General features: G+C 46.2%; 11 protein-coding genes and 1 tRNA gene. 4 read left to right on the top strand and 8 right to left on the bottom strand.

The window, feature by feature from the left end; all coding sequences use genetic code 11:
- Nucleotides 1-145: 145 nt before the first annotated feature.
- Nucleotides 146-219 (bottom strand) — tRNA-Ala (locus DW033_RS23490).
- A gap of 86 nt (nucleotides 220-305) precedes the next feature.
- On the opposite strand from DW033_RS23490, the gene DW033_RS23485 reads away from it, so the two are divergent.
- Nucleotides 306-620, top strand: coding sequence for a DUF4286 family protein (locus DW033_RS23485; protein ID WP_005868538.1), 315 nt, complete (start codon nucleotides 306-308; stop codon nucleotides 618-620).
- Complete coding sequence (ruvC, locus tag DW033_RS23480) at nucleotides 617-1,174, top strand: crossover junction endodeoxyribonuclease RuvC (RefSeq protein ID WP_005858764.1); 558 nt, start codon at nucleotides 617-619, stop codon at nucleotides 1,172-1,174. The genes DW033_RS23485 and ruvC overlap by 4 nt, the downstream gene beginning before the upstream one ends.
- Nucleotides 1,175-1,272: 98 nt before the next feature.
- Here the strand turns inward: ruvC and gdhA are convergent, their stop codons facing one another.
- Nucleotides 1,273-2,607, bottom strand: a complete 1,335-nt coding sequence (gdhA, locus tag DW033_RS23475; protein ID WP_005868539.1) for an NADP-specific glutamate dehydrogenase — start codon at nucleotides 2,605-2,607, stop codon at nucleotides 1,273-1,275.
- A 195-nt stretch (nucleotides 2,608-2,802) separates the two neighbouring features.
- On the opposite strand from gdhA, the gene DW033_RS23470 reads away from it, so the two are divergent.
- Nucleotides 2,803-5,757 (top strand): PEP/pyruvate-binding domain-containing protein, encoded by a 2,955-nt coding sequence (locus DW033_RS23470; RefSeq protein ID WP_057319441.1) that lies wholly within the window; start codon nucleotides 2,803-2,805, stop codon nucleotides 5,755-5,757.
- An 80-nt stretch (nucleotides 5,758-5,837) separates the two neighbouring features.
- Here the strand turns inward: DW033_RS23470 and DW033_RS23465 are convergent, their stop codons facing one another.
- From DW033_RS23465 to DW033_RS23440, 6 genes are all read right to left on the bottom strand, one after another.
- The gene (locus DW033_RS23465; protein WP_012056179.1) at nucleotides 5,838-6,869 is read right to left on the bottom strand and encodes an endonuclease/exonuclease/phosphatase family protein; all 1,032 of its coding nucleotides are present in this window, start codon (nucleotides 6,867-6,869) and stop codon (nucleotides 5,838-5,840) included.
- Between the two features lie 15 nt (nucleotides 6,870-6,884).
- Nucleotides 6,885-7,622 carry a nucleotidyltransferase family protein gene (locus DW033_RS23460; protein WP_005858756.1) on the bottom strand — a complete coding sequence of 246 codons (738 nt, stop codon included), beginning with the start codon at nucleotides 7,620-7,622 and terminating at the stop codon, nucleotides 6,885-6,887.
- Nucleotides 7,619-9,049 (bottom strand): RNase adapter RapZ, encoded by a 1,431-nt coding sequence (locus DW033_RS23455; RefSeq protein WP_122383217.1) that lies wholly within the window; start codon nucleotides 9,047-9,049, stop codon nucleotides 7,619-7,621. The genes DW033_RS23460 and DW033_RS23455 overlap by 4 nt, the downstream gene beginning before the upstream one ends.
- A gap of 188 nt (nucleotides 9,050-9,237) precedes the next feature.
- Nucleotides 9,238-10,572, bottom strand: a complete 1,335-nt coding sequence (locus tag DW033_RS23450) for an NADP-specific glutamate dehydrogenase (RefSeq protein ID WP_122383216.1) — start codon at nucleotides 10,570-10,572, stop codon at nucleotides 9,238-9,240.
- A 165-nt stretch (nucleotides 10,573-10,737) separates the two neighbouring features.
- Entirely contained in the window at nucleotides 10,738-10,920 is a 183-nt protein-coding gene (locus DW033_RS23445) for a hypothetical protein (protein WP_005858749.1), read from the bottom strand.
- A 13-nt stretch (nucleotides 10,921-10,933) separates the two neighbouring features.
- Nucleotides 10,934-11,323, bottom strand: a complete 390-nt coding sequence (locus DW033_RS23440) for a DUF2007 domain-containing protein (RefSeq protein ID WP_005858748.1) — start codon at nucleotides 11,321-11,323, stop codon at nucleotides 10,934-10,936.
- 86 nt (nucleotides 11,324-11,409) lie between these two features.
- Here DW033_RS23440 and DW033_RS23435 point away from each other — a divergent pair.
- Nucleotides 11,410-11,957 (top strand): site-specific integrase (locus DW033_RS23435; protein WP_147423699.1); only part of this gene is annotated, 548 nt, incomplete at its 3' end.

Below are 11,957 nucleotides of genomic sequence, written 5' to 3'. Positions count from 1 at the left end.
TCTTGTTTTATCCCTTTGAATTAACTCTGTCCCCAATAAATATCGGGTGAGCCCCAATACCTGCTAAGCCTCATAGAGAGTATCAATGACAAAAGGGAATACCCGTTGCTGGATATTCCCTAAATGTTTGATATATGCTAAATTGTGGAGCATATCGGACTCGAACCGATCACCTACAGACTGCCAGTCTGTCGCTCTAGCCAGATGAGCTAATGCCCCGTCTTGTTAATTCATGTGCAAATATAAGGCTTTTCTTGATATATGCGCTATCTTTGTATAAGAAATTTCAAGAGAAAGGAAAGAAGATGATAGTTTATAATACGACTTTTCATATCCATAAGGATATCGTGGATGAGTGTCTGGAATATTTGAAGAATAGTTATATACCGAAAGCCTCCGAGAGCGGTATCCTTTATAGTCCTTATTTGAGACGGATCTTGGATTCGCGGAATGAGGAAGGTGAAAGTTTTTCCGTACAGTTTCATACGAGGGATATCGATTCGTTGAATGAGTGGGTGCGTAAGGAAGGCGGAGCCTTGCAGCAAGATTTGATAGGACGTTATAAAGAGAAGATCGCTGGATTCTCTACCCTGTTGGAAGATATAGAGCTACCTAAATGATAAAGGACCGTATTATATTAGGCATAGACCCCGGTACGATCGTGATGGGATACGGAATCTTGAAGATCGAGGGGAATAAACCGAAGCTGGAAGCTATGGGAATCCTGCAATTGAATAAATATGAGGATCATTACCTCCGTCTGCGTAAGATATTCGAACGGGTCTTGGCCTTGATCGATCAATACCATCCGGATGAGTTGGCTATCGAGGCGCCTTTCTTCGGGAAGAACGTACAGAGTATGTTGAAACTCGGAAGGGCACAAGGAGTAGCGATGGCGGCGGCCTTGGAGCGGGATATCCCGATCTTCGAGTACGCCCCTCTAAAAATCAAGCTCTCGATCACGGGGAATGGAAATGCGGCGAAAGAACAAGTGGCCGGCATGCTACAACGCTATCTGAAGATACCGGATGAGTCTATGCTTCCGCAATTGGACGCTACGGATGGGTTGGCGGCGGCTGTTTGTCATTATTTCCAAACCAATAATCCGATCTCGGAAAAGAAGTATACGGGATGGAAGGATTTTATCGCTAAGAACCCCGGGAAAGTCCGCTGATATGAGCTTAAAAAACATAGTTATGAAATTCTCAAACCATAACTAAGGTTCAAAGAATTCATAACTATGTTTTTATTTAGCCTAAACTGACCTTATTCTTATACGATACCTTGAGCCATCATAGCTTTCGCTACTTTCATGAAGCCTGCGATATTCGCGCCTTTTACATAATTGATATATTCGCCATCTTTACCATGAGCTACGCATTGTTCGTGGATTGCGCTCATGATCTGATGTAATTTAGCGTCTACCTCGGCGGCAGTCCATGAGATATGCATAGCGTTCTGGGTCATCTCCAATCCGGAAGTAGCCACACCACCGGCGTTGACTGCCTTACCCGGAGCGAATAATTGCTTATGCTCGATGAACAAGTCTACAGCCTCAGCCGTACAACCCATGTTAGAAACCTCAGCTACGCACAAAGTCTTGTTCTCGATCAACTTACGAGCGTCAGCCTCGTTCAACTCATTCTGGGTAGCGCATGGTAAGGCTATATCTACTTTTTGTTCCCAAGGTTTCTTGCCGGGATAGAAGGTAGAGCCCGGGAATTCGTCTGCGTAAGGAGCTACGATATCATTTCCGGAATTACGCAATTCCAACATATAGTCGATCTTCTCGCCGGAGATACCCGCCGGATCATAGATATATCCGTCAGGACCGGAGATAGTAACCACCTTAGCGCCCAACTCGGTTGCCTTTGTAGCGGCACCCCAAGCCACGTTGCCGAAACCGGAGATGGCGACCGTCTTGTCCTTGATATCGATTCCGTGAGTCTCCAACATTTGATGTACGAAGTAAAGAGCGCCGAAGCCGGTAGCTTCCGGACGAAGGATAGAACCTCCGAACTCCATGCCCTTACCCGTGAACGTACCTGTGTTCTCGCGAGCCAATTTCTTGTACATACCGTACATATAACCAACCTCACGGCCACCTACGCCTATATCGCCAGCCGGAACATCCCTGTCCGGACCAAGATTACGCCATAATTCAAGAATAAACGCTTGGCAGAAACGCATGATCTCGGCATCGCTCTTTCCTCTCGGAGCGAAATCGGAACCGCCTTTGCCACCACCCATCGGAAGGGTTGTCAAAGCGTTTTTAAATGTTTGCTCGAATCCTAAGAATTTCAAGATAGACAAGTTAACGGACGGGTGGAAACGGATGCCTCCCTTGTACGGGCCGATCGCGTTGTTGAACTGAACACGGTATCCCAAGTTAACTTGTATCTCACCTTTATCATCTACCCAAGGCACACGGAAAGTGAAAATACGTTCCGGCTCAACTAGGCGTTCAATGATTTTCGCTTTCTCAAATTCCGGATGTTGGTTGTACACTTCCTCAATTGATAAAAGCACTTCTTTTACTGCTTGCAAATACTCCTTTTCTCCCGGATGTTTTGCCTCTAGCGCTGATAAAATAACTTCAGTCTTCATAGCATTTATATTCTTTAAAAGGATAACATTCTGTTGGCAAATGTAGGTAATTCTTTGGAATGACCAAGAGTTTCGCTTACTTTTTATCAGTGAAAACCTAAAAATCTTCAGTTAGAGTCAGAATGCGTACTTTCATGTTTCAATAGTTATTATTTTTCCTTACATTTGACTCGAATAATTCTATCAGAATCTATTATGAGCGGTATACCGAACTTAAAAGACTTGGTGTTCAGAGACACCCCGTTTGCCAATCTAATGAATAAGCGTATATATAATGTATTGCTTATCGCTACGAAATATGATTCCTTCATGCTGGAAGATGACGGGCGTGTAGATGAGCAGATATTTAACGAATATACTTCCTTAAGCCTCCGTTACCCACCCCGGTTTACGCAGGTGACTACCGAGGAGGAGGCTTTGAATGAGTTGAAGAACCGGAACTTCGAATTGATCATTTGCATGCCGAATATGGATAACCGGGATATATTCGCTGCGGCGAGCGAGATAAAGGTGCATTATCCGAATATCCCGATCGTCGTATTGACTCCTTTCTCGAAAGAGGTGTCTAAGCGGATCGCCAACGAGGATCTGAGCGCTATCGATTATGTGTTCAGCTGGTTGGGTAACTCGGAGTTGTTACTGGCGATTATCAAGTTGATCGAGGATAAGATGAACGCTCCGGACGATACGGCCAGCGTGGGCGTACAGATCATCTTGTTGGTGGAGGATTCCATTCGTTTCTATTCGTCCGCTTTGCCTCATTTATATAAGTTCGTGTTGGAGCAGAGCCAAATGTTTGCGAAGGAGGCGTTGAACGATCACCAGCGTACGTTGCGTATGCGTGGCCGTCCGAAGATCAAATTGGCCCGGAATTACGAGGAGGCGGTACGTATTTTTGATCAGTATCGGGATAATATGTTGGGTATTATCTCGGATATGAGTTTTATGCACAATGGCGTGAAAGATCCGTATGCCGGTTATAAGTTCGGACAGTATGTACGGAAAACGGGTTTGATCATTCCTTTCGTGCTGGAATCTTCGGAGGCCAGCAACCATGTGTACGCGAAGGAACTGAACGCCTCGTTTATCGATAAGAATTCCAAGAGTTATCCGCAGGATTTGAAAAAGAAGATCATGCAGCGTTTCGGCTTCGGCGATTTCGTGATCTTGAATCCGCATACGAAAGAGGAGATCATGCGCATCAAGGATTTGAAAGACCTTCAAAAGAAAGTCTTTCAGATTCCCGACGATTCGTTGGTTTACCATCTCTCCCGGAATCATTTCTCCCGTTTCTTTTATTCCCGTGCCATGTTTCCGCCCGCCGAGGTTTTGAAGCATGTGGACGTGAGTGACTATAAGGATATGGATGAGGCCCGGAAATTGATTTTCGACTTGATCGTGCAATATCGCCGGATGAAGAACACGGGTGTCGTGGCGGTTTATCAGAAGGATCGTTTTGATGAGTATAGTAATTTTGCCCGTATCGGCGACGGTTCGCTGGGAGGTAAGGGTAGAGGTCTTGCCTTTATCGGTGCGATGGTGAAGCGATACCCTAAGCTGGAAAGTGATAATTTTGCCGTGAATATCCCGAAGACGGTCGTGATCTGTACCGATATCTTCGACGAGTTCATGGAGACGAACGAGTTGTATCCGGTAGCGCTGGGCGATGCGGACGACGAGACGATCCTCCGGTATTTCTTGCGGGCCAGCTTGCCCTCCCGTTTAATCGAGGACTTGATGGCTTTCTTCGATGTGGTGAAAAGCCCGATCGCCGTGCGTTCCTCCAGCCTGCTGGAAGATTCGCATTATCAACCTTTCGCCGGGATCTATTCTACGTATATGGTACCTAAGATCGAGGAGAAATACGATATGCTCCGTACGGTGAGCGACGCTATCAAGGCGGTGTATGCCTCTGTCTTTTATAAGGATAGTAAGGCGTATATGACGGCTACCTCGAACTTGATCGATCAGGAGAAGATGGCTGTCGTCTTGCAAGAAGTGGTGGGTTCCCGTTATAATGATCATTTCTATCCGACGATGTCGGGCGTGGCCCGTTCCTTGAATTTCTATCCGATCGGTAACGAGAAGGCGGAGGATGGGATCGCGAATATCGCCTTGGGATTGGGTAAGTATATCGTCGATGGCGGGCAAACCTTGCGTTTCTCTCCCCGACATCCCCATAGCATCTTGCAGATGAGTACGATGGATTTCGCTCTTAGGGAAACGCAGACTCGTTTCTATGCCTTGGATTTGAAGAATATGGCGGAAGCCTTCTCGGTAGATGATGCCTTTAACTTGGTGAAGCTGGGCTTGAAGGACGCTGACGCTGAGGGTTCCTTGAAATATATTGTCTCTACATACGATCCGTACGATCAGATTATCCGTGACGGTTATTATCCGGGCGGTCGTAAGATCCTTTCTTTCGTGAATATCCTACAGCATGACGTGTTCCCGCTGGCGGATACGTTGGATCAGATCTTACGGATCGGGCAGCAGGAAATGGGCCGTCCGGTAGAGATTGAGTTCGCTGTCAACATGGACCCGTCGGATCATACAAGGGCGACTTTCTATCTGTTGCAAATCCGTCCGATCGTAGATAATAAAGAGATTATGGACGAGGATCTGAGCTTGGTGAAGAACGAGGAAACCATCCTTTCTTCTACCAGTGTTTTGGGACATGGTATCGTTGGCGACGTACAGGATATTATCTATGTGAAGACGGGCGCTTTTAATTCATCCAATAATCAGTTGATCGCTTATGAGATCGAGAAGATGAACCGCTCGTTTACCGATCAGGAGAAAGGATACGTATTAGTCGGCCCCGGCCGATGGGGGAGCAGCGACTCTTGGTTGGGTATTCCGGTGAAATGGCCGCATATCAGTAACGCACGGGTGATCGTGGAATGCGGATTGGAGAATTATCGGGTAGACCCGAGTCAAGGTACCCATTTCTTCCAGAACCTGACTTCGTTCGGAGTGGGTTATTTTACGGTTAATCCATTTAAGGGAGATGGTTGGTTCGATGAGGCGTTCTTGAATGCGCAACCTGCCGTAGAGGAGACGGAATATCTTCGTCATGTACGTTTTGATGCTCCGATTACGATTAAGATGGATGGGAAGAAAAGTCTTGGCGTGGTATTGAAACCATAAAAAGATAGCGTTTCAAGAGAAGATAGTTGTTTGTGGATTTGCGAGACGAGCCGGTAAGACGGGTCTCGCGAATCCATTTTTTATTTCAAGTGGAAAGTGGCAAGAACCGCTTTATGATCGGTAGGCCAGATTCCAAGGGGAGTCATGATCGGGTCGGAGGTCTCTTCCGTCTCTCTTTGCCCACGGAGGATGTCACCTTTCGGACCGATGATACATACATCTGTAAGCGTTAATCCCTCGAATGGAGCGTAATGGATGAAATCGATGCGATCTCTATCGTCCGCTTTCGGCGACCAAACCAATTTCTCTAAAGCGATATCCTTACAGTCCGCCGGGCAGGTAAGTCCCGGATGAGTTACAGGGTTCGGGAAGATCTCACGGTACGTATCTTTGAAGCCGTCTTTCTCCAGCATGACGGATACGTGCCAAGGAACAACCAATCCTTGGTGGTCTCTCATATCTTTGGTCGCCTCGGTCCAGTCCAGATGGGAAGGCTCGTTAAAGTCTCCTCCGAGGATAACGATCCGTCCAGCTTCCCGATCCTTTTTCGCCTCTTTTAGGAAGCAAGCGATAGCGTCGTCACGGACAGATTGCTCGTTCAACCATAGGAGTGTATCCAGATTGGTGACAGGAGGTTCCTCGTCCCATGTATTTCCGTCGTATCCACGGGCATCGTAATAAGCGCAATTGCGATAATCCAGATGGGCGGTGTAAAGAGCTACCTCGGTATCGCCGATGTGGGTAATGGCCTTGTACATACTACCCCTGTCATCGTTCAAGGGATAGACGGTCGTGCTATCTGTGATCGGGTAGCGGCTTAACAGACCGGAATCCTCGGTGTAGAAAGAATAGTACGTTTGTCCTCTTTGCTGCAACGCTTCCACGATCCGGTCGCAAAAACGGGTCTGATGATAATTACGTACCTCGCTTAACGTAACGAAATCAGCGTTACTTCTTACGATCTCGTCAGCGATAGCGTCAAAGCCTCCTTTTACGACAGCGCCTTCCTGCCAGATGTTGAATTGAAGAACCTTGAAAGTCTTCTCTTGCTGGCAAGAGCTGAGGCCCAGCGCGATCAACAAGAGTAAGTAGATAAAACTAGTTTTTTTCATGTGTGAAATATTTTGTTAGATGTTTTGTCGTAGCCATTCCTCGGCGGCGGCCAAGGTTTCCGGCTTGCCGATATCCAATAGTTTTAGGTTATCCGCCATATAAGCCCTGATATCGGTTTTGGCGCAAATAGCCAGATAGAAGTTAATGATAGAGAACTTTCCGGTCCATTCTTCCATCAGCTCCAATATCTTGGGCGAGAGTACGTGGATTCCGCTAAAGGCGTACTCGTTGTGTTGATCCGGGTCAAAATAGGGATAGTAAGATTTTACCTCGCCGGTCTCATGATTACGCCAACCACACAGTCTATTCTCCTTATTAAATAATAGATAACGTGAGGTATTGCGCTGGCTGACGAGTAAGGTAGCCAACGGGTTCGTTTGTACATGGGTATCGTATAGTTTCTTGAGATCCACGTTCGATAAGATATCGACATTATGTATCAAGAAAGGCTCGTTCCCGCATAAAAGAGAAGTGGCCTTCTTGATTCCTCCTCCCGTATCCAGCAGATAATCGCTCTCGTCCGAGATTTCGATCCGGACACCGAAGTTGTTGTTCGCCTCCAGAAAATCCACGATCTGGTTGCCTAAATGGTGGATATTGATCACGATCTGGTCGAAACCGGAGGATTTCAGTTTCAGTATGACGTGTTCTAGCATCGGTTTGCCCCCGATAGGTATAAGCGCTTTTGGCGTGTGATCGGTTAACGGCTTCAGTCTGGAACCAGTACCGGCCGCGAAAATCATAGCTTTCATAATGTAGGGTTAAAGAGTTGTTCTATATTTTGTTCTCTATGTACTAAATGTACTTTTACTCCGAACTTGGTGTTAAGATGTTCCGCCAGATGTTGTGCGGAATAGACCGAACGGTGCTGTCCTCCCGTACATCCGAAACAAATCATCAAATTGGTGAATCCACGATCCATATATCGTTTTACCGAGGCGTCTACGATATGGTAGACATGCTCGAGGAAATTCGTGATCTCCCCGTCATCCTCCAAGAACTGGATCACTGGCTCATCCAAACCGGTGAAATGGTTGTAACGCTCGTATTTACCGGGGTTATTTATCGCACGGCAATCGAATACAAATCCACCTCCGTTCCCGCTAGGGTCGTTCGGGATTCCTTTTTTATAGGCGAAGCTCATGACCTTTACTTCCAGCATATGTTTCTGGATATCGTCCGTGAATTGTTTCAACCCGGTGAGCTCACGAAGGACGGAGCATAAATAGGGATATTCCGGATAGTCATTCTTCAATAACTGCCGCAGGTTCTCGATCGCGAACGGGACGCTTTGGATGAAATGAGGCTTTTTCTCGAAATATCCCCGGAAACCATAAGCCCCCAATACCTGCAAGGTCCTAAACAGGACGAAATGGCGCAGCTGGCTATGGAAGTAAGCCTCGTCTACCGGGATATATTTACGTAGGGCCGTGATATAATCCGATAGTAATTCATTCCTCAGATCCTCCGGATATTTCGCTTTCGCCTGCCAAAGGAAGGAAGCCACGTCGTAATAAACCGGACCTTTTCGTCCACCTTGAAAATCAATAAACCAAGGCTCTCCGTCCTTTACCATAACATTGCGTGACTGGAAATCGCGGTATAGGAACGTGGCGGATGAACTGCGTAACAATACGTCGCTCATCTTCAAGAAATCATCTTCCAGACGGTTTTCTTGAAACTCCATCCCGGTAGCCTTTAAGAAACAGTACTTGAAATAATTCAAGTCCCAAAGGATAGACCGTTGGTTGAACTCGGCTTGCGGATGGCAATACGAGAAATCGAAACCGTCGGACCCCAAGAACTGGATGTCGGGGAGTTTGGTGATCGTCTTGTGTAATAAACGGCGTTCCTCCTCGTCGAATACACTGCTTTTACGGCCTTTCTCGATGGCGTTGAAAAGAAGCGTATCTCCTAAATCCTCTTGGATATAAAATGAATGGTCGTCCGAGCTGGCATATACTTGCGGTACGAGTAAGCCCTTCCCCCGGAAATGTTTTGCCATATAGATAAAAGCCTCGTTCTCCTCAATAGAAGTGCCACTAACTCCAATCAACGTCTCAGGACCTTTTATCCTGAAATACCGGCGGTTAGAGCCGGATGACGGTAACTCCGTTATTTCCTCTGCCGGTGATCCGGTATATGATTGGTATAGCTTCCTAAGTTCTTCTGTTATCATACTTATCGATTTACGGCACTAAGATACCGTTTTTTAATTGAAAATTAAGAATTGAAAATTGAAAATTGGGACTTCGTCGGAAATAAGAAAGGGGAATAGCCTCTCAAAGCCTATCCCCCTCGCTTATATGATCATCAATCTCTCCTCTCTAACTAATTTTCAATTCTCAATTCTCAATTTTCAATTACCTAGAGTATTCCTTGTGCCATCATAGCCTTAGCGACCTTCATGAAACCGGCTACGTTGGCGCCTTTCACGTAGTTTACGTAACCATCCTCTTGCTTTCCGTATTTTACGCATTGCTCGTGGATGTTTTCCATGATGCTCTGAAGTTTCTGGTCTACTTCCTCGCTGCTCCAGCTTAACTTCTGTGCGTTCTGAGTCATCTCAAGACCGGAAACGGATACACCACCTGCGTTAGCGGCCTTACCCGGAGCGTAAAGGATCTTGGCCTCAAGGAATGCGTCGATAGCTTCTGGTGTAGAAGGCATGTTAGCACCCTCGGATACGGCGAAGCAACCGTTAGCCAATAAAGTCTTGGCATCGTCGCCGTTCAACTCATTCTGGGTTGCGCTCGGCATAGCGATGTCGCATTTCTCTCCCCAAGGACGAGCGCCTTGTACATATTTGCATCCGTATTGCTCTGCGTATTCACGGATACGGCCACGATACAAGTTCTTCAACTCCATGATATAATCCAGTTTCTCACGGTCGATACCATCCGGATCATAGATATAACCGTCGGAATCAGACATCGTGATAACTTTCGCTCCAAGACTGATTAATTTCTCTACCGTATATTGAGCCACGTTTCCGGAACCTGATACACAAACTACCTTGTCTTTGATATCAATGTTGCGGGTTTTCAGCATCTGCAACAAGAAATATACGTTTCCGTAACCTGTAGCTTCCGGACGGATCAAGGAACCTCCGAACTCGATACCCTTACCCGTGAATGTGCCCGTATTCTCACGAGCCAATTTCTTGTACATTCCATACATATAAGCCACCTCACGTCCGCCTACACCGATATCGCCGGCGGGAACATCCGTGTCCGGACCGATATGGTGCCATAACTCAAGGATGAAGGCTTGGCAGAAACGCATGATCTCAGCGTTTGACTTTCCTCTCGGGCTAAAGTCGGAACCTCCTTTACCACCACCCATCGGCAATGTAGTCAGTGAATTTTTAAACGTTTGCTCAAAAGCCAAGAACTTAAGGATCGATTGGTTTACGGAAGCGTGGAAACGGATACCGCCTTTGTACGGGCCGATAGCGTTGTTGTGCTGGATACGGTAACCCATGTTCGTTTGGATTTGTCCCTTATCGTCCATCCAAGTTACACGGAAAGAGAAAATGCGATCGGGGATACAAAGGCGCTCGATCAAGTTGCTTTTCTCAAATTCCGGATGCTCGTTGTAAGCTTCCTCGATAGTCCCTAAAACCTCTGATACTGCTTGATGATATTCCGGTTCGTTCGGAAATCTTCTTTTCAAGTTGTCTAAAACTTCACTTGCCTTCATGACTGAATTTTATATTTAGAATGTTATACCATTTTGTTATCCGTACGCCGTTTGTTTAACGACGTGGCAAAGGTAAGCTAATTTTTGACACTAGCAAATAATTGAAAGAGAAAATGCGTAAAAAATATCATTTAGATATATTAAGTTTGAAAAAACGACGAAATGTTATTCGTCTCTATGCTTGAAATTCTTATAGATCGGAACGAACACAATGATAGCGGAGGCTACAAGGGCAAATATGACGTCGAAATTGATCGTTTCGCTGTATACAAGCAGCATGTAGCATAAGACACCCCATAGTAAGGTGATACATACGGCTTGACTATTTGTTATCTTTCTGCGTGCCATTGATTACATTTGTTTAGTTTGAGGAAATAAGCGATCCGAAGTAAATCACCAAAGCCAAAAAGACAGCTATGATGACGAATAGGATCATGATTTGTTTCTCTAAGGGATATTTTCGTAGAAAAGGGATATGACGTGCGAATCCGGCGACTTGTTCTACCGGTTCCGCTTGCTCGTCTTCCCGGGGCAGGTCGTAACCGCCTTCCTCCATGATCTTCATGGCTCGGGGAACGTCGCTTTCCAGAATCTCCACCCGTGCGCCGCCTACGTCTACGTAACCGGCCATGATCTGGCTGCTTAACTCATTGCGGAGATAACATTCTATCCCTTCCGACCTCAACAGGGCCATCAGCGGTTGGGCATCCGCCGGATAGGTGAACCGGGCTATTTCTACGATCTTGTCCATGGTATTTGTTTTTCTGCAAATGTAAGTAGACAATCACGAATTAACCGTGTTTTTTATTGTAATTTACTTTTTTTATACGTGAAAATATGAAACAGTATGATTTAGCGGAGGGTATGCGGATGTATATAGCCCGATTGAGAGAGCAAGGACGTTATTCGTCCGCCAAGAGTTATCAAGATGCCTTGAATTCATTCCTGCGTTTTTGTGGGCAGGAGGTGATTCCTTATACCCGTATCGACCGGGAAATGCTTTTGAGGTATCAAGACTATTTGCGGGACCGGGAATGCTCGTGGAATACGGTGTCTACCTATATGCGTAGGATTCGCCGTGTGTATGGGTTGGCGATGGAGAATGGGGAGGCTCCTTTTTCCCGTTATTTGTTCAAGGGGATTTTCATGGGAGTGAAAAGCAAACAGAAGAAGGCGTTGCCTACGGAATCCTTGCGTTTGTTGATGACCGCTCCGTTGGATGATTCGGGGCTGCGGAAAACACAGCGGGCATTGTGTTTGATGTTCTTGTTTTGCGGTATGGCGTTTGTCGATTTCGCTCATTTGAAAAAGAGTGATATCCGGAGTGGTGTCTTGGGCTCACCCGATAAATCAGGGGGAAAATTCTTTAATTCTATAGAAAATTT

The sequence above is a fragment of the Parabacteroides sp. AF39-10AC genome (assembly GCF_003635405.1).
In the GTDB taxonomy this organism is placed as follows: Bacteria; Bacteroidota; Bacteroidia; order Bacteroidales; family Tannerellaceae; genus Parabacteroides; species Parabacteroides distasonis.
The sequence above is the reverse complement of the archived record's forward strand: the minus strand, read 5'-3'. Positions and strand labels throughout refer to the sequence as shown.